An 18,505-nucleotide genomic window follows, 5' to 3' on the forward strand; every position below is an offset into this window, starting at 1 on the left:
AAGCCCAGAGCATTAAAGCGTCATACATGTAAAGCATTCGAACCTTGGTACGCCCGCAACACACTGGCCGTTGCTCAGGCCAACCGCGCAAAGGCGCGGTACTCAGCGGCACAGCCCTGAAGTTCGGGACGCCAAGTCATCCCGAACACCTTTTTCTGACCGATGGTATCAGCTCAATCGTCGCGATGGACTTTCTCGCGGCGTTCATGACGCTCCTGGGCCTCCAGGCTCATCGTCGCAATCGGGCGTGCGTCCAGTCGCTTGAGCGAAATCGGCTCTCCGGTCACCATGCAGTAACCGTATTCACCTTCATCAATGCGGCGCAGTGCACTGTCGATTTTGGCAACCAGCTTGCGTTGACGATCCCGCGTGCGCAATTCAAGCGCGCGGTCCGTCTCCTCAGATGCGCGATCCGCCACATCAGGGATGTTACGCGTTCCGTCCTGTAGTCCTTCGATTGTGTCTTTGCTGCCAGCCAGCAGCTCGGACTTCCAGTTCAGCAACTTGCGACGAAAATACTCAACTTGCCGTTCATTCATAAACGGCTCGTCTTCTGCCGGGCGATAGTCATCCGGCAGGAACACTTCCTGTTTCATTAGCTTCCCCTCGATACGACTGACGTTGGCCATCAACGGTTCCCCAGTTGGTCCAGTGTTTTGCCCCGATCAGCTCCCTGTCGCTGCGTCTATCCGAGGGACCAAGGATTGTCACTACCCATTCCCGCCTCAGATTGGCTAAAAGCTGCGTGACCAACACAATGCCGCAACAGGATGAACAAACATGAAATTCCAAGGCACAGACGCCTATGTCGCGACCGACGACCTCACCATTGCGGTAAATGCCGCCGTTACACTTGAACGGCCGTTGCTGGTCAAGGGCGAACCCGGCACGGGGAAAACTGAACTGGCGAAACAAGTGGCCCGTGGCCTCGGCTTGCGTCTCATTGAATGGAACATCAAATCCACGACGCGGGCACAACAGGGTCTGTATGAATACGACGCCGTAAGCCGTCTGCGTGACAGCCAATTGGGCGAAGACAAAGTCCATGACGTGTCCAACTACATTAAGAAGGGCAAACTTTGGGAGGCCTTCGACGCCGACGAAAAGGTTGTCCTCTTGATCGACGAGATCGACAAGGCGGACATCGAATTTCCGAACGATCTGCTGCAAGAGCTCGATAAAATGGAGTTCTATGTCTACGAAACGGGCGAAACGATAAAGGCCCGCCAACGCCCGGTCGTGATTATCACGTCGAACAATGAAAAAGAGCTGCCCGACGCGTTCTTGCGCCGTTGCTTTTTTCACTACATTCGCTTTCCGGACATGGACACCATGAAGCAAATCGTGGCCGTGCATCACCCAGGCATCAAGGAAAGCCTGTTGACCACTGCGCTTACCCAGTTTTTCGAAATCCGGGATCAGCAAGGACTGAAAAAGAAACCATCCACGTCGGAAGTTCTGGATTGGCTCAAACTGCTCCTCGCCGAAGACATGAACGCCGAAGACCTGAAGTCAGATGGAGCAAGTGCCTTGCCCAAACTGCACGGTGCGTTGCTCAAGAATGAACAAGATGTTCACCTTTTTGAACGCCTCGCCTTCATGGCGCGTGGTCAACGATAAGCAACAATGACATGTGGCAGTGCAAACTGCTTCCACCCGCGCCGGGCACTCTTGGATCGGCGCGGGTCAAATTCCATCGTTTTGGGGTCGCTGGAAAACGATACGGCCCGCCGCCACCGGACTGAATTGGCAGAGCGCAACCCGCACACAGCCAACAGACACGCAGACCGAGTCTTTTCCGCCACAGAAATTGACAGCGATCAGATCGCTTAAGAATTGTGGATAAAAAGTCTTTCTTTTGCCTGAATTGGTCCATACCTTGACCGTGATGAGAGGCGAAAACGCCCACATCCAAAATGCTAAAAGGCAGGCAGGCAGTAATAATGACCGGTTCCGACGCGCTTATTGTGCGCCCACTTACCTTGTCGGATCGTCCCGCGTGGGATGATCTGTGGACCGCATATCTGGCATTCTATGAAACCACGCGCCCGCAGGATATCTACGACACATATTTCGAGCGCTTGCTCGGCAATGATCCGCAAGACTACAACTGTCTTGTCGCCGAACTTGAAGGTAAACTCGTCGGCCTGACCCATTTTCTGTTTCACCGCCACGGCTGGAAAGTCGAGAACGTCTGCTACCTTCAGGACCTCTATGCAGACCCCGCCATACGCGGGCGTGGCGTAGGGCGTGCCTTGATCGAGGGCGTCTACGAAGCTGCAGATGCGGCTGGCGCACCATCCGTGTATTGGCTGACCCAAGAGTTCAACACCGAAGCGCGCAAGCTATATGACCGCATTGGGACCCTATCCCCTTTCATAAAGTATGATCGGGGATGAGTATGATGCGTCGCTTTGTTTTGCCGCTGGTGCTTGCGCTCAATGCTTGTGTGCCTGTCACACCGGGCGACACGCCAACCCGCGCCCTGCCCTATAATTCCGATTTGCCGCCGATGAAAACATTCGGCGCGCCACGCCCTGACAAGCCGATCCGGTCCAACAACGATCTTGCTCTGGATTTCATTGAACTCACCTTTCAACTTGAATCCGGGCGTGCACTGCCCGTGTTCACCCGGTTCGAAGGTCCGATTTCAGTCCGTGTCACTGGTAAACCACCCGCCTCTCTAGGTACCGACCTTCGTCGCCTTGTCCACAGGCTTCGCACTGAAGCCGACATAGATATTTACGAGGCCGCCCCCGGCAACCCGGCCAACATCACCATCGAAGCGGTCTCGCGCAAAGACATTCGCAAGGCGCTGCCACACGCAGCCTGTTTTGTGGTACCCAACATAACCACCATTTCGGAATACAAGGCGAACCGCCGCACACCACGCACAAGCTGGAGCAACCTGCGCACACGCAAGAAGCTGGCTATCTTCTTGCCCAATGATGCCAGCCCCCAAGAAGTACGCGATTGCCTGCATGAAGAACTGGCCCAGGCCATTGGTCCACTCAATGACCTTTACCGCTTGCCCGACAGCGTCTTCAACGACGACAATGTCCACACCGTTCTGACCGGTTTCGACATGCTGATGCTCAAGGCTTACTATGCCCCCGAACTCAGGTCCGGTATGACCCGTGGTCAGGTTGCCGAACGCCTGCCGCACATATTTGCGCGCCTCAATCCAGCCGGGGAAAACCTGCCCGCGAAATTCGCGACACGCACACCACGGGCATGGAGTCAGGCCGTGCAAACCGCTCTCGGCCCTGGCGCGACTGGCGAACAACGCAAGGACGCCGCCGTTCGTGCCCTAGAAATCGCACGAGCGATGGGCTGGCGCGATCATCGCCGCGCCTTCGCACATTACGCGAACGGACGCCTGCTTTTGTCGAGTGATCCAACCGCGGCGCAGTCACATTTCCGTGCAGCAGACAGGTTTTATGCTGCAACACCCGGTGCCGATTTGCACCGGGCCTACGTTGCGACCCAGTTGGCGGCATACGCAGTCAGTCGCGGTGACGGGGACACGGCGCTGATCACATTGGCCCCTCATATTGACTTGGCTGCACGCAATGAGAATGCCGCCCTGCTGTCAACACTTCTGCTGCTCCGCGCCGAAGCGCTTGATCTACAAGGTCGCAGCGCAGAGGCCCGCGCCGTAAGGCTGGACAGCCTGGGGTGGGCACGCTACGGATTTGGCTCTGACTGGGCGGTGCGGGCCAAGCTGCGGGAAATCTCTTCGCTAAGCCCGTTGAAAGGGTGAACTTTTCGCCCCAACACATTGAGGGGTAATAAGAATGATCGTTATCGCAGCCGCTGTTCTGGGCGCTTTGATTGGTGGCTTTACTGCGAAACGACGCGATGGTAACCGGCTGGACGTTTTACAATACGCAGCAGGTTATGCCCTCGCTTTTGTCATCGTCGGCATGATTGCGACGGTGTTGATCGACCGCGCAATGCGGGGCTGACATGTTCCTGCCCTTCTTCGAAAGCCTGCGAAAGAACGGCGTGCCCGTCTCTCTGCGTGAGTTCCTCGTCTTTCTTGAGGGCATGAAGGCCGGCCTTGCCACATACGACGTCGAAGCATTCTATTATCTCGCCCGCGTAGCGATGGTGAAAGATGAACGAAACATCGACAAATTTGATCGCGCCTTCGCCGCAGCATTCGAAGGGCTGGAGCAAATCAGCATCGATCAGGTCCTCGAGGCTGTCGACATCCCGCAGGACTGGTTGGAAAAACTTGCCGAAAAGCACCTGTCCGAGGATGAACGGAAGGAAATCGAAGCCCTTGGCGGTTTCGACAAGCTGATGGAAACGCTCAAGAAACGTCTTGAAGAACAAAAAGGCCGGCATCAGGGTGGCAACAAATGGGTTGGCACGGCGGGCACCTCACCTTTCGGGGCATACGGCTACAATCCCGAAGGTGTCCGTATTGGACAGAAGGAAAGCCGTCATCAGCGGGCTGTCAAAGTCTGGGACAAGCGTGAATTCAAGAACTTGGATGACACAGTTGAACTGGGGACACGCAACATCAAAGTGGCTTTGAAACGTCTGCGTCGCTGGGCGCGCGATGGTGCCGCCGACGAGCTTGATCTGAACGGAACGATACGCGCCACCGCCGAACACGGTTATCTTGATGTGAAAACCCGGCCGGAACGGCGTAACGCCGTGAAGGTGCTGTTGTTTCTTGACGTGGGCGGGTCCATGGATCCACATGTTAAGATTGTCGAAGAGCTTTTTTCAGCGGCCAAATCCGAGTTCAAGCACCTTGAACACTTTTACTTCCACAACTGTCTCTATGAAGGGGTGTGGCGTGACAATCGCCGCCGTTGGGACGCACAAACTCCCACGCATGAAGTGCTGCGCACCTATGGCCCCGACTACAAATGCATCTTTGTCGGTGACGCCAGCATGTCCCCTTACGAGATCGCCTATCCGGGCGGTGCAAACGAACATTGGAACCAGGAAGCCGGGCAGGTCTGGCTTGCGCGGGCCCGCGACCAATGGGCGTCCAACCTATGGATCAACCCGGTGCCCGAGAAGTACTGGCCTTACACCCACTCGATCAGCATGATCCAAGAGATTTTTGGGGCCGACGCAATGGTGCCCATGACGCTTGAAGGGCTCAGCCGGGGAATGCGCGCCCTGACCCGCTAGCGGGCAGTGCAGCATTCTTCAGCAGCTCAGCCAAGGCATACAGCCGCTTTTATTGGGCTTTGCGCAAGACGCCGTGGACCTTAGTGTTTCACACATGTCCAATGCACCCGTTGTCTCCATCGATCTGGCCACCTTCCACGCGGACCCGTATCCCGCGTTGGCGCAGATGCGCAAAGAAACCCCTGTTTGTTTTGTGCCAGAGTTGGGTGCCACCCTTTTCACGCGACGCGACGACGTGTTTCGAGACGAGAAGCGAGTCGACCTCTTTTCAAGCCATCAACCGGACGGGTTGCTGACCAAGGTCATGGGCTCAAACATGATGCGCAAGGACGGCGACGCGCACATGCGGGAACGCAAGGCGCTGTTTCCTGCGCTCAGTCCAAGGACCGTCCGGGACATTCTGGCACCAAGGTTTCACGACATTGTTCAAGGGCACATTGATCGCCTGAAGCCGCTGGGCGCGTGTGATTTGGTTAGTGACTTCGCAATGCCGGTCTCAGCCGATGCTTTGCGGCTCATGACCGGTCTCACCAATATGGAAGCCACCGAAATGGACGCAGCCAGCCAGGCGATGCTGGATGCCGCAGCGAACTATCAGCGAGATCCGGAGATAGACAAACGCGGATACCACTATGCCGATCGGGTACAATACTTGATCGAAGAACGCCTGCCAGCACTGCGCGCACAACCGGATCACTCCATCATTTCTGTCCTTGATCAGGCCGGGCTCACACTTAATGAAATTGCGGGCAATGTGCGCGTTATCATCGGCGGCGGCCAAAACGAACCCCGCGACGCCATCGCAGGAACGGCGTGGGCACTGCTGACATGTGCAAAGCAACGCGCGCAGATCTCTCAGGGTGCCGCGACATGGCGCGATGCCTTTGACGAATATGTACGGCTTGTTGCTCCGATTGGCATGTCGCCGCGCCGAGTTGCCCGGAACGGTTCAGCCTGCGGCATCGACTTTAAAGAAGGCGAGCTGATCTTTTTCATGTTTGGTTCAGCATGCAGGGATACTGTTCATTTCCCTGATCCAGACAGGTTCGACATTGGTCGCAACACCGGCCCCGCTATTCCTTTCGGCGCCGGCCCCCACTTTTGTGCAGGCGCCGCTGCCTCGCGCAGCTTGATCGCCGATCACGCCCTGCCCATGCTGTTTGGTCAACTTCCCGACCTGCATCTGGACGGTGACGTCATCTTTGCCGGATGGGCCTTTCGCGGTCCATTGGCCGTTCCTGTTCGTTGGGACGGCGCAACAAGCTTGCCGATGTCTGGAAACGCCCCCATATCCTCACCATGATCAAATTCCTGCCCATCCTTCTTGCCCTTGTTTACGGGCTGGCGATGTACCGTTTTTCCGTCTGGCGCACCGCGCGCGAACTTGATGCCAAGTCTACGGAACTCGCCGATCCGATGTTGCGCCAAATGTGTGACCAGATGGCAGCCGCGCTCGATCTGGATCGCATTCGGGTCCACATTTACGAGATCGAGCCGGTAAACGGCCTCGCGGCACCGGATGGGCGCATATTTATCACCCGCGGTTTCTACAACAAGTTCAGGCAAGGTGCTGTCTCTGCGTCTGAAATGGCCAGTGTAATTGCACACGAGTTGGGCCACGTTGCCCTTGGACATAGCCGGCGTCGAATGATCGACTTTTCCGGACAGAACGCACTGCGGACAGCTTTGGCCATGGTGCTGTCGCGGTTTATCCCCGGCATCGGCGTCATGATTGCAAATGCACTGACGACACTTCTGGCCGCGCGCCTGTCGCGCAATGATGAATACGAGGCAGACGCCTATGCCGCAGCGTTGCTGACAAAAGCCGGGATCGGTATTGGCCCTCAGATTTCGCTGTTCGAAAAGCTCGAAGTATTGACCAAATCGAACTCAGGGGCCGTGCCAGCGTGGTTGATGAGCCACCCAAAGACAAAAGAACGGATCAAGGCGCTGGAAGCACTGGATGCCAAGTGGAAGCAGGTCCCTGCGCGCTAACCGTTACGAAACGACCAACGGCTCATGACCCGAAAAACCTAGTAGAAGGTTGGATAATGCTCTAGGCAAACCGCTCAATTGCCTTGCCGAAGCGGGGCAAACGTGCCTTTTTCATCAGGCCACGCATCTGCCAATCTTCTCCAGACAGCCGCCTTGCCTCAGTCAACACACTTTCAGCAGCCCTGCTCACCGCCTCTGGCTGCGCCTCGAAACATCCCAGAAGAAAACCGTCAGGATCAGCGCGCGCCACCCCTTCTTCGGCCAGAATGTTGCGCGGGAAATCCTTGGCGTTTGAGGTCAGGATGATGTCCGCCGATCCTGAAATCGCAGCCGCAAGCACGTGCACATCCGCAGGGTCAGGCAACCACAGACGGTTCTCCAACTCGGGTGGGTAGGTCACGTTTGCACGTGGCCACCGCGCGCCAAGCATTACAATCTCGCCACGCGCTTGTGTCTCGCCTTCAGTCCCCAAACGCGCAGCAGCGCGCGCCCACTCTTCTAAAATGCGATCAGACCATTGCGGCTCAAACAGACCCGCCGCAGCCACACCCAAGACCACCTCGCGCATGACTGTTGGGTACAGCACGTTGGCGTCAATCAACACCTTCATAGGCGGAAGAACAATGCTTTGAGGTATCCGCTCTCTGCCAGTTGCGGCAGCTGAGGATGATCCGGCCCGGCAAACCCAGTGTGAAGCAAAGCGGCTGACCGCCCTGCCCTTCCTATACCCCGTACGGACGCGGCACGAAACTTGGACAAATCCGCAGCATGTGAACAGCTGCAAAGGCCCAAAAAGCCACCCTCATCAACGAGCGGCGCAGCCAACCGCGCAACTCTTTCATAGGCCCGCAAACCAGCATCCAACGACTTCTTGGATGGTGCGAAAGCCGGTGGATCACAGATGACAACATCGAACCGGGCGCCTTCATCCTGCAAGGCCGTCAGAACTTCAAAAGCATCACCTTGCCGCGTTTCGAACCGATCCGCTGAACCCATGGCCTTGGCACCAGCAGTGGCAAGCGCCAATGCAGCCGCAGACCCATCAACGCACAAAGCGCGGTCCGCGCCGCCTGCAAGCGCAGCCAGACCAAAGCCACCAACATGTGAAAATACGTCCAGTACGCGCGCACCCTTGGCAATGGATTGGGCAAGGGCGTGGTTCGGTCGCTGGTCATAGAACAGACCTGTCTTTTGCCCGCCAGCGACGTCTGCAAAATAGGTTGTCTCATTCATGGGCACGGCCAGAGGACCGTCGGGCATCCGACCCGCCAGCACTGTGTTTTGATCATCCAGCCCTTCGAGCGCACGCGTCCGCCCGCTGGCGTTCTTGATCAGGTTGGGAATTCGGGTGACGGTTTGCAGTGCCGCAACAAGGTCATCCAAACGATTATCGGCCCAGGCGGCGTTTGGTTGGATCACGGCCGTGTCACCAAACCTGTCGATGATCACACCCGGCAGCCCATCCGCCTCAGCATGAACAAGACGATAAAACGGCGCATCAAAAAGGGTCTTGCGCAATGCCAAGGCGCGCGCAAATCGGTCTTCGAACCACTTCTGATCCAGTACAGCGTTCGGATCGCGATCCAACATGCGTCCGACAATCTTCGATAGCGGATTGATCGCCACAAGGCCCAGCGGAGCGCGACTGTCATCTTCAAGGACACCGACCGTTCCGGGTGCCAGAGCTTTGGTTCGGCGGTCCAAAACCGCTTCGTTGCCATAGATCCAAGGAAACCCATGTCGTATGCGACGCGCATCCGTTTTGGGGCGCATGCGCAATTTGGGACGATCGGACGAAAAAGAGGGCGCTGTCATGGCGCCCTCCTGTAATCCCATCATCAGTCTTGTGAAAGATCAGATTTGGTTCATTGCCTGTATGAGGCCAAGCTGTGGGTTTTTGTAGCCTTCAGACGTCGTCAGTTCCTGCCGGATCACTTCAGCAAGATGGTTGGTGATCCGCACTTTCTGGGTCTGGCCGCGCGCTTCGGCTTGCAGGGCCTGTTGTCCACCGAACCCATCAAGGTCAGCGCGCACGACGCGCGGCTCTGTCAACAGCACTCCGGTCTTCGGATTGCGCAATGTCAGCTCGAAATTGATGTTGTGGACGCCGCCCACGGTGTAGCGCGCTTTTTCTGAAAGTGCATGGAAGCGCAGCACTTTGATGTCCAGGGCGACCGGCACAGCGCCGGAAAGCGGGTCAGTGCCGCGACGCATGGCGGTGTCGAAGATGGCTGCGACCTGAGCATGACGATCACCAATCGCATCCCCGCGCCAAACAATATCTGCCTTGGGAAGATACCGGTTAGCTTCGGAGACAGAAAGAGAACGTGGTACGCGCACCGTAACGCTATCCACGCGGACATCTGTCAGGGGAACCAGCAACGGTGTGGTTTCGATTGGCGCGCTCTGCGCAAATGGCAGTGCAGGAGCTTCAAAGGGAACGTTGCGCGAAGCCACATTTGTGTTCGCACAGGCCGAAACAAGGCCACCCATCACCAACAGCAATACCAACTTCATGCGTTTCATCTTGGTCTCCAGTCAGGGCAGATTCACTGCACCCTTTGTGTTCTGGAGTTCAACCTGCGCGGAGAATTGGGCAAAAATTGGACAAATTTCGTTCAAATGCTCGATTGTTTAGTGGCGCAGAACAGTATCACGCGTCGCGCGGGCGGCTTCGCCACCCCCCACGGCGGCGAGGCTCAGCTATCTGTTCCTGCCCGTCTCGTAACGTCTGGGTCATCGGATGATCCGGAAAATCATCCCCGTATTGGCTCAACAATCCCGCAAGAAGGTCGGCAGGAACATGCGTACCTGGCACGCTGAGCGCCCAATCCAGAAATATGGTCCTGCATTCAGCAATGGTAATTCCGTCAATGCGGTATGCCTCAAAGATAAGACCTTTGGGGTCCAGATTGTCGCCTTTTGGCATTAGCTGATGTCCTCACCTCGCGTTGCCGCATCAATAATTTCGGCCGCACGCTCAGTTATGGCAGCCAGCCGGTTTTCCGCCTCTTGCCGCGTGCCCAACTCGACTGCACGCAGCAGAACCTCTTGCCCACCCGCGCCGACAGCATCCAGATCAACGGCATCCGTACTAAGCAAACGCGACGCAATTTGCACGCGCCACAGTAGACCGTGAGTCTGTGCCAGATGTTGTGCATCCGCGTCGCTCACAATGCCAGCGGCGACACATGCATTCAAACCATCCCGAACTCCTGACTTTACTTCTCCCGTCAATACCGCACCTGCCTGGGCAAAGAGTTCAATGTCTTGCAAACGCCCAGCACCGATCTTGGCATCCCAAACGGATGCGGGCTGTTTCGCGTCTGCGATGCGTGACCGCATTTCCGATAGCTCCGTCAGGACAGCGGCCTGATCCCGATTTTGCCCGATTATTGAGCGGCGAAACTGTTCCACATCCTGCGCAACGTCTGCCGGTCCTGCGACCACTGTTGCGCGTACCAGCGCCAGATGTTCCCACAACCATGCATCTTCGCGCTGGTACCTTTGAAATGCTGACCAGCTTGTCGCAACCGGTCCCTGGTTCCCAGATGGGCGCAAGCGCATGTCCGCCTCGTATAGTCGTCCCTGCGCCGTTTGCGCTGTAACTGCCGTAATCATGGCTTGGGTCAGCCGTGCGTAGTAGATGCGAGTCTGCAACGGCCGCGGCCCAACGGACTGGTCCACATCGTCCGGGTCATAGACCACAATCAAATCGAGGTCAGATTGTGGCGTCAGGTGCCCCGCGCCCAGACTGCCCATTCCAAGAATAACACCGCCCCGCCCCGGCGGCGTCCCGTGCCGTTTGGCAAAATGCGCCTGCACTTCGGGCCAGAGCGCACCGATACTGGCCCGAGCAAGATCACTGTATTGCTTCCCTGCCTCTGTTGCCGTTGTCAGCTGGCGCAGGTGGTGCACGCCAATGCGAAAGTGCCATTCCTTGGCCCATGCGCGGATGGCATCCAATTTGCTTTCGTAGTCCGGCACCTCGTTCAAACGTGCAATCGCAATATCGGTCAGGGCGGCGCAGCCTGGCCAAGCATCAAAAAAGCTGCCGCCGATCACCGCATCCAGGACACCGGCATTGCGCGAAAGATACTGCGCCAATGCAGGCGACGTGCCGACGATGTCTACCAACAGATCAACAAGTTGAGGGTTCGCCTCAAAAAGCGAAAACAGTTGGACCCCGGCAGGTAGACCAGCAAGAAATCCGTCAAACGCGGCCAGCGCTTCATCCGGTTTGGTCGCGGACGACAAACGCTCGAGCAATACAGGTTCAATACGGTCAAAAAGGGCCGCACCTCGCGCGCTGCGAAGCGCGGGGTAACTGCGCCATCGTGCCTGCATCGCATCATCAAGAGCAATGCTGGTCTTAGGGGTGCGTACGTCGGGAGCAAAGAAACCTTCCGTTTCAGTGTGCACGGATGACAAACGGTCCTTCAATTCAGCTTCAAGCGTGGCGCGGTCGGTGCCCACCATGGCCGCAAGACGTTCAAACCCTTCGTCACTGGCTGGTAACTTATGTGTTTGAGCATCGCGCTGCATCTGGATGCGATGTTCGATCATGCGAGCAAAGCGGTAGTGATCCGTCAGCGTACTGGCCGTCGCATCAGGCACCCAGCCCTTGATTGCCAAACAGCTTAGTCCACTGACCGTATCGCGCACTTGCAGATCCGGATCGCGACCGCCAGCGATCAGCTGCCGGGTTTGAGTGAAGAACTCAATTTCTCGAATGCCTCCCCGGCCCAGCTTCATATCGTGCCCCGGCAGGGTAATCGGGCCACCCGTGCCTTTGTGTGTCCGGATGGCAAGACGCATATCATGCGCGTCTTGCACCGCCGCAAAGTCCAAATGCCGACGCCACACAAATGGACGCAGTTCGTCCAAGAAAGCCTGTCCTGCCAAAAGGTCGCCCGCGCAGGGACGTGCCTTGATGTAGGCTGCCCTTTCCCACGTCCGTCCCAGACTTTCATAGTACCGCTCGGCCGCACCCGTCGACAAAACAACAGGCGTTACTGATGGATCAGGTCGCAATCTCAGATCGGTACGAAAAACATACCCATCCTCGGTCAGATCGCTCAGGAGCTTACACATCTCCTGCACAGCGCGCACACAGCTCTTGCGGATACTCGCATAGTCGGAAGGCGCGTGGCGCGTTTCATCAAACAGGCAAATCAGGTCAATATCGGATGAGTAATTCAGTTCGAACGCACCCATCTTGCCCATGGCCAGCACAAACAGGCCAACGTCGCTGTCTGGCAGGCGCCCCCGGCGCACCTGCTCAGCGATAGCGGACGACAAGGCCACATCACATGCCATATCCGCGAGCCGTGTCAGCGCGCCTGTCACCTCTTCGAGACACCAAGCCCCCGACAAGTCCGCCAAAGCCGCCAGCAACGCGACACGGCGCTTGGCTTGTCTCAGAGCAGGTTTCAGACTGCTCACGTCCTGACTTGGAGGCATCAGCACCTGTTCGAGGGCCGCGTCAAGATCATCCAACGCGGCTGGCAGCCACGTTCCTTCTTTCTCGATCAACCCGGCCAAATAAGGGCTACACCCTGCCGTTCCCACGATTAGATCCCGCAAGGCTCCGCCGAATGCCGGGACGGCAGACGCCGCCGCCTGCCCCCGTTCAGGGTCGAACGGGCGCGGCATCCGAGTAATATGATCTTCCAAACGCATGGGTGCACCATCAAAGGCAGACCAAGCGTCGTCAATGGCCCTTGCACATAGACCCTTGCTGGACGACAAGTTCGGACCATGAGCAAGAGCCTGAAACGTGTACGCGCCGCGCTGGACGCAGCAAAGATCGAAACCCAGATCCTGGAGACTCCTCTGGCCCGTACCGCCGCCGATGCCGCGAATGCCATTGGATGTGAGATTGACCAGATCGCCAAGTCGATCATTTTCCGAGGCCATGACAGCGGCAAGGCGATCTTGTTCATTACCGCAGGCGGCAATACCGTTGACCCGACCAAGGCGACCGCGGTTGCAGGTGAGGCACTTGGCAAAGCAGACGCCGCCCTGATCCGCACCCAGACAGGCTTTGCCATCGGTGGCGTTTCTCCTGTGGGACATCTCAACCCGATCCAGACCTATCTGGATCCCCGCCTTATGGATTTCGCGGCTGTTTGGGCTGCAGCGGGCACGCCGCATCACGTATTCAAGGTGAAACCGGATGATCTGCGCCAATTGTCTGGCGCGCAAATATCTGATTTTAAATCATAATATCAATCTATGTGAAAAAGATTTACATTAACTCTTGCAACCTGACCCCGTGATGCCAATCTTAGAGATGTGAAACGGCTTCACATACAGTCACACATCTTCGGGGCGCCGACCCCGCATCACGCGAAAGGTTCGAAAATGACGTCCATGTCCACCACTGCCCCCGCCCAGCACAGCGCAGGCGGTTGGTTTTCCAAGACCGAACGCTGGCTTGACGAACGCGGCAAGGGTGCCTGGATCGCGGCGATGGTCCTCGGTTTCATCTTCTTCTGGCCCGTCGGCCTTGCCCTTCTGGCCTATATGATCTGGAGCAAACGCATGTTCTCTAAATCCTGCACGACGCGCCGCATGGGCGGTGCAATGACCACAATGCGCTCGACCGGCAACTCAGCATTTGATGCCTACAAGGCCGACACCTTGCGTCGATTGGAAGAAGAGCAGCACAACTTCGAAGCCTTCCTGGAGCGTCTCCGCGAGGCCAAGGACAAGTCCGAATTCGATCAATTCATGGACGAACGCGCAAAAGCTGCAAAGTCCGAAGACTGAGTACATAGGTCCCGGTGCACACCGGGGCCGCACCCCTTGTTCCTTCGGAGAACGTGAATGCAGCTCGCTGACCCTATCACGCAACCTCAGTTTTATCGCGACGTGGCTGGGAAACGGTTCATGGCTTGGATCGTCGATACGATCATTATCGGGCTTATCTGCACGTTGATTTTGCCTTTTACGGCCTTTCTGGCTCTATTTTTCTGGGTCGGTCTCTACGCTGTCGTTGGCTTTATGTACCGGACAATCACCCTTGCAATTGGATCAGGGACCTGGGGTATGCGCCTCATGGCCATTGAAATCCGGGACGCGTCAGGCGCCCGCTTGGACTTGGGCCAAGCGTTTCTTCACACCTTGGGCTATACAATCAGCTGGGCTTTCGCACCGCTCCAACTGATTTCAATCGTGTTGATGGCGACATCCAACCGCGGTCAGGGTTTGACAGACATCGTGATGGGAAGTGCTGCATTAAATCGGCGCGCGCGGGCCTGAGAGGACGTTACGCACTTGCCAGCAATGCGTGTACTGATATCATTTGGTCGAACTTTTGCTGGATCACAATGCGCCACACGCTTCCCCTTGCCCCGCAGTTCTACGTGACTGCACCCCAACCCTGCCCGTACCTTGACGGGCGGATGGAGCGTAAACTGTTCACGGCGCTGCAAGGTGAGAACGCTGAAAAGCTGAATGACAGCCTGAGCCAACAGGGTTTTCGCCGATCACAAAACGTGTTGTACCGTCCGTCTTGCGCCGATTGTTCAGCATGTCTGTCTGCACGCATAGATGTGTCGGCTTTTGGGCCCTCCAAAAGCCAGAAACGCACGATCAAGCGCAACGAAGGCCTTGAACGGCGCGCGACATCGCCTTGGGCGACCGAGGAACAGTACGCACTCTTCCGCGACTACCTTGACAGTCGGCACGCCGATGGCGGTATGGCCGATATGGATGTCTTCGAATTCGCTGCAATGATCGAGGAAACACCGATCCGCAGCCGGGTGATCGAATACATCGACAAGGATTCAAATGAACTGACGGGCGTCAGCTTAACCGATGTGCTGACCGATGGTCTCAGCATGGTCTACAGCTTCTACAAACCCGGCCTGCAACGTCAATCGCTGGGCACGTACATGATCTTGGATCACGTCAGGATCGCACAAGAAGCCAATCTGCCTTATGTGTATCTCGGCTATTGGGTGCCGGGCAGTCAGAAAATGGGTTACAAGTCAAAGTTCTCTGGGCTTGAGGTCTACATTGGTGGACGCTGGCAAAAAATGAATGATCCTGATGCGTTCAGCCCCGAAATTCATCCGCTGTCCACAGACCCGATTGCCGAGCAAGTGGCCAACATTTCACTACCGGATACGCGCCCCACACGCTGATCCCTGCTTCAGGGACGACGCTGACCGTCAATCCGATATGCAACGATGTTGCCGCACAGGCACTTCCGCAGACATCCAAATACTTGAGCGCCGTCCGTCTCCTGAAATGAATCGAGCCACGTGTTCTCTGCAGCGCTGAGCCTTTGGCATTGCCAACAGTGGAGCACTTTGAAGCGTCCTTCGAACAGGTCTGCATTGAAATCCACTGGCACTTCAGCAGCGTCAATTTCAATCTGAGACCAGTGGCCTTCGCCGTTTGCGATGCGTTCCTGAAAGGTATGTAGGCGCTCAATCTCTTGCGAGATTTGAGATACGCCATTGCTCAGCGAAGTGTGTTGGCGCACCTTTGCCATCCGACCGTTCAGTGCCTGCGCGACCCGCTCCTGCAAATCATCAACAAGGAGATATGCGCGGAACCGGCCTTGCAACGCAGTGTAGTTCCAGCTGTCGTTTCGAACAGACACCCACCACGTCCGCATCGTCAAATCCTTTTAACAACAACCACAGCCGAAACCTGCCATTCGCAGCGGATGGATGCCAGCGGATACATGAACGATAAAACAAAGCCTTAAGTTCAGAACCACGTGACGCTGCATACGCCGCTTAGTGGCCCGTGTTCTGATCGTCCCACCCTTGGTTTGGCGTCCGGTTCGGAAAAAATGTCACATCCCAGGGACGTATCCTGATCAAGACCAACCTCACCACAGCTAACCAAAATCCGGTCCGACGCGATCAGTGTTCTCCAAGCGCATTTACAGCAAACCGGACCGCTTCCTGCGTATGGGCCAAGTCCGCTTCAGTAATCGCCAACGACGGATAGAGCTTTCCGGGGGACTTGAAGATTCCACGGTCGCGCAATGCGGCATTGTAGGTGATATTTTGCGCGGGATCGTCATGTTTGGCGGAACGATAGTCCCGACAGGCTGCACGTGTGAAATAGATATCAAACAAGGTCTCATCTCCGCAGATCTGGTGCGGTATCCCGGCCTCCACCAAAGCCCGACATTGCATGCCTTGCAGCGTCCTCCCGATCTCGCGCAGCCGATCGTAACTCCCGTCGCGCCGCAGCACTTCCATTGTTCTGAGGCCTGCCGCCGCAGCGACGGGATTGCCGGACAGCGTGCCAAGCTGCATGAGCCAGTTGTCACCGCCGACTATGGCCTTGTCAAAATGCTTCATAAGTTCGGTACTGGCCCCAAGCGCAGCAAGGGCGAAACCACCCCCGATGATTTTTCCCAGCGTACAAATGTCGGGCGTAACTCCATAGCGTTCCTGCGCCCCGCCATAGGCAAGACGGAACCCAGTGACGATTTCGTCGAAAATCAACAAGACATCATGTCTGTCACAGAGATCACGCAACCCTTGGAGGTAACCAGGCATAGCAGGAATGATCCGTTGCAACGGTTCGACAATAATCGCGGCAACATCGTTGTGTTCGATCAACAAGGCCTCAACCGCTGCAAGATCATTGAAAGGGGCGATCAACATCTGGTCCGCGACGCCCTGTGGGATACCCGCGCTATCGGGCGCAGCTGTGGGGAAGTTGACACGCATCTGAGGGGCGAGGCTCATCTGCGCTTCGGCGCTCATCCCATGATAGCCGCCTTCGAATTTCAGGATTTTGTTGCGGCCCGTATACGCGCGCGCAAGGCGCATGGCATACATGTCAGCCTCACCCCCAGACGCAACGTACCGTACCTGTTCGCAACATGGAACGGCTTCAACAATTGCTTCGGCCAATTCAATGCCCTTGGCGTTGTTGGCAAAAAACGTTGTACCCTTCGGCACTTGTTCAAAGACGGCTTCCATAACCTCTGGGTGACCATGCCCCAGCAGCATGGGACCAGAGCCGATCAGATAGTCGATGTACTCCCTGCCATCTTCATCCCAGATATGACTGCCTTCGCCCCGAGCGATAACGATCCCTGGGTCGAAATTGCCAAAGCCGCCAGCGGGCAGGACGGTTTGGGCGCGGGCGATCCATTCGGATTGGGAAGTGAGTTTTTGCATGGCGTCAATCCAGTTCGAGAATGGGTGCTCCCAGCACATCAGGATCAGGGGTGACGCCAAGGCCCGCCCCCTCCGGCGGGGCAATGCGCCCATTCCGACGTGTTGGACAGTCAGGGGCGATCCTGGGCTCAACATATGATGAAAGATCACAGGTGTTCAGCAAAGCCCCCTGGGGTGTTGACGCGGCAAAATGCAAGGAAGCCGCCGTCACAATGTCGGAACCCCATGTGCATTCGGCACAAACTTCGGCACCAAGGTGTACGGTTAAATCACGTGCACGGCGCATCGCTGATAGGCCACCAAACTTTGACAATTTCAACGCAACCGCGTCCAAAACACCAAGCTGTGCGGCCCGCATCAACGAAGCGAGGTCACTTGCACCTTCGTCGATTTTCATGGACAGCCCCGTGGCCTGCCGAACAGCGGCACAGTCTTCAAGCGTCTTGCAAGGCTGTTCCAGCATTACGTCGAGGTGAGAAACCGCACGCCCAGTGCGCGTGGCATGAAGTTTTGTGGCACCGCAATTCCAGTCACCATAAACCAGTGGCCCCTGCCCCACAGCCTCGCGCACACGCGTCAACCGTTCTGCATCCGCCTGCCAATCTGCATCCGCTCCAAGTTTGACCTGGAACTGGCGAATGCCTGTTGCATAGGCCTCTCTCGCGATACGGGCCATCTCGTCCGGTGCGACGCAAGTGATCGAGTGGTAAAGCGGCATGTCGCGCCGCGTGCGTCCACCCAGCAGCTGGTAAAGCGGCAGGCCCGTGGCTTTGGCAAAAAGGTCCCAAAGCGCCATGTCGACTAAGGATTTGACGTGGTTGTGTCCTTGCAGAAACCCATCCAGCTTGCGCATTTGTGCGTCGATGCCGAGGGGGGTGACACCCAGTACTTCTGGGGCCATTTCCGTTATGGCGCTTGGCGCGCCATCAGCGAATGCGGGAAGATAGTGTGGTATGGGGCAAACCTCTCCCCACCCTTTCAGGCCAGTATCCGTTGTAAGGCACAAGACATGGGTCTTAACCGTGTCACAGGTTTTTCCCTCAGCCATGTAGTAAGTCTCGTGGCTGGTCAGTCCGATGGACCACAGTGTGATGCGGCTGACTTTCATGGGATAGCCGTGACATTATCGGTGCGCACTTTGCCGACGACTGTTTTTGGCTGAGCGCCAGACACGTTCTGCAATTCAGAAG

20 protein-coding genes are annotated in these 18,505 nt (G+C 56.8%); 11 read left to right on the forward strand and 9 right to left on the reverse strand.

Annotation, left to right across the window (positions count from 1 at the left end; genetic code table 11):
- Positions 1–173: 173 nt before the first annotated feature.
- Entirely contained in the window at positions 174–596 is a 423-nt protein-coding gene (gene dksA, locus IE087_RS06430) for an RNA polymerase-binding protein DksA (protein WP_189369284.1), read from the reverse strand.
- A gap of 184 nt (positions 597–780) precedes the next feature.
- Between dksA and IE087_RS06435 the strand changes: the two genes are divergently transcribed.
- The 7 genes from IE087_RS06435 (at position 781) to IE087_RS06465 (ending at position 7,152) form a co-directional block, all read left to right on the forward strand.
- On the forward strand, positions 781–1,620 hold the full coding sequence (locus IE087_RS06435) for an AAA family ATPase (protein WP_189368492.1): 840 nt from the start codon (positions 781–783) through the stop codon (positions 1,618–1,620).
- 323 nt (positions 1,621–1,943) lie between these two features.
- Positions 1,944–2,399, forward strand: coding sequence for a GNAT family N-acetyltransferase (locus tag IE087_RS06440; protein ID WP_189368493.1), 456 nt, complete (start codon positions 1,944–1,946; stop codon positions 2,397–2,399).
- 5 nt (positions 2,400–2,404) lie between these two features.
- Positions 2,405–3,763, forward strand: a complete 1,359-nt coding sequence (locus IE087_RS06445) for a DUF2927 domain-containing protein (protein ID WP_189369285.1) — start codon at positions 2,405–2,407, stop codon at positions 3,761–3,763.
- A gap of 34 nt (positions 3,764–3,797) precedes the next feature.
- The gene (locus IE087_RS06450) at positions 3,798–3,968 is read left to right on the forward strand and encodes an apolipoprotein acyltransferase (protein WP_189368494.1); all 171 of its coding nucleotides are present in this window, start codon (positions 3,798–3,800) and stop codon (positions 3,966–3,968) included.
- Position 3,969: 1 nt separating this feature from the next.
- Positions 3,970–5,157 (forward strand): vWA domain-containing protein, encoded by a 1,188-nt coding sequence (locus IE087_RS06455; RefSeq protein WP_189368495.1) that lies wholly within the window; start codon positions 3,970–3,972, stop codon positions 5,155–5,157.
- A 94-nt stretch (positions 5,158–5,251) separates the two neighbouring features.
- Positions 5,252–6,460, forward strand: coding sequence for a cytochrome P450 (locus IE087_RS06460; RefSeq protein WP_189368496.1), 1,209 nt, complete (start codon positions 5,252–5,254; stop codon positions 6,458–6,460).
- Positions 6,457–7,152 carry a M48 family metalloprotease gene (locus IE087_RS06465; RefSeq protein WP_189368497.1) on the forward strand — a complete coding sequence of 232 codons (696 nt, stop codon included), beginning with the start codon at positions 6,457–6,459 and terminating at the stop codon, positions 7,150–7,152. Before IE087_RS06460 ends, IE087_RS06465 begins: the two co-directional genes overlap by 4 nt.
- A 61-nt stretch (positions 7,153–7,213) precedes the next feature.
- Here the strand turns inward: IE087_RS06465 and IE087_RS06470 are convergent, their stop codons facing one another.
- From IE087_RS06470 to IE087_RS06490, 5 genes are all read right to left on the reverse strand, one after another.
- Positions 7,214–7,762: an RSP_2648 family PIN domain-containing protein gene (locus IE087_RS06470; RefSeq protein WP_189368498.1), complete on the reverse strand. Its 549-nt coding sequence runs from the start codon at positions 7,760–7,762 to the stop codon at positions 7,214–7,216.
- Positions 7,759–8,967, reverse strand: coding sequence for an RSP_2647 family RNA methyltransferase (locus IE087_RS06475; protein WP_189368499.1), 1,209 nt, complete (start codon positions 8,965–8,967; stop codon positions 7,759–7,761). Before IE087_RS06475 ends, IE087_RS06470 begins: the two co-directional genes overlap by 4 nt.
- Positions 8,968–9,006: 39 nt before the next feature.
- Complete coding sequence (locus tag IE087_RS06480) at positions 9,007–9,678, reverse strand: DUF6778 family protein (RefSeq protein ID WP_189368500.1); 672 nt, start codon at positions 9,676–9,678, stop codon at positions 9,007–9,009.
- 127 nt (positions 9,679–9,805) lie between these two features.
- A complete protein-coding gene (locus IE087_RS06485; RefSeq protein ID WP_189368501.1) occupies positions 9,806–10,081 on the reverse strand; it encodes a hypothetical protein in 276 nt (91 codons plus the stop codon).
- On the reverse strand, positions 10,081–12,834 hold the full coding sequence (locus IE087_RS06490; protein ID WP_189368502.1) for a [protein-PII] uridylyltransferase family protein: 2,754 nt from the start codon (positions 12,832–12,834) through the stop codon (positions 10,081–10,083). The genes IE087_RS06485 and IE087_RS06490 overlap by 1 nt, the downstream gene beginning before the upstream one ends.
- A 78-nt stretch (positions 12,835–12,912) precedes the next feature.
- On the opposite strand from IE087_RS06490, the gene IE087_RS06495 reads away from it, so the two are divergent.
- The 4 genes from IE087_RS06495 (at position 12,913) to IE087_RS06510 (ending at position 15,305) form a co-directional block, all read left to right on the forward strand.
- The gene (locus tag IE087_RS06495) at positions 12,913–13,380 is read left to right on the forward strand and encodes a YbaK/EbsC family protein (protein WP_189368503.1); all 468 of its coding nucleotides are present in this window, start codon (positions 12,913–12,915) and stop codon (positions 13,378–13,380) included.
- A gap of 138 nt (positions 13,381–13,518) precedes the next feature.
- Entirely contained in the window at positions 13,519–13,926 is a 408-nt protein-coding gene (locus IE087_RS06500; RefSeq protein ID WP_189368504.1) for a DUF2852 domain-containing protein, read from the forward strand.
- Between the two features lie 57 nt (positions 13,927–13,983).
- Positions 13,984–14,418 (forward strand): RDD family protein, encoded by a 435-nt coding sequence (locus IE087_RS06505; RefSeq protein ID WP_189368505.1) that lies wholly within the window; start codon positions 13,984–13,986, stop codon positions 14,416–14,418.
- A gap of 68 nt (positions 14,419–14,486) precedes the next feature.
- Positions 14,487–15,305 (forward strand): arginyltransferase, encoded by an 819-nt coding sequence (locus IE087_RS06510; RefSeq protein ID WP_189368506.1) that lies wholly within the window; start codon positions 14,487–14,489, stop codon positions 15,303–15,305.
- Between the two features lie 8 nt (positions 15,306–15,313).
- On the opposite strand, the gene IE087_RS06515 is transcribed toward IE087_RS06510, so the two are convergent.
- The 3 genes from IE087_RS06515 to IE087_RS06525 form a co-directional block, all read right to left on the reverse strand.
- A complete protein-coding gene (locus IE087_RS06515) occupies positions 15,314–15,784 on the reverse strand; it encodes a hypothetical protein (RefSeq protein ID WP_189368507.1) in 471 nt (156 codons plus the stop codon).
- A 253-nt stretch (positions 15,785–16,037) separates the two neighbouring features.
- Entirely contained in the window at positions 16,038–17,315 is a 1,278-nt protein-coding gene (locus tag IE087_RS06520; protein ID WP_189369286.1) for an aspartate aminotransferase family protein, read from the reverse strand.
- 4 nt (positions 17,316–17,319) lie between these two features.
- Positions 17,320–18,423: a mandelate racemase/muconate lactonizing enzyme family protein gene (locus IE087_RS06525; RefSeq protein ID WP_189368508.1), complete on the reverse strand. Its 1,104-nt coding sequence runs from the start codon at positions 18,421–18,423 to the stop codon at positions 17,320–17,322.
- Positions 18,424–18,505: the final 82 nt, after the last annotated feature.

Origin of the sequence: Tateyamaria omphalii (genome assembly GCF_014651375.1) — a bacterium.
GTDB lineage: Bacteria > Pseudomonadota > Alphaproteobacteria > Rhodobacterales > Rhodobacteraceae > Tateyamaria > Tateyamaria omphalii.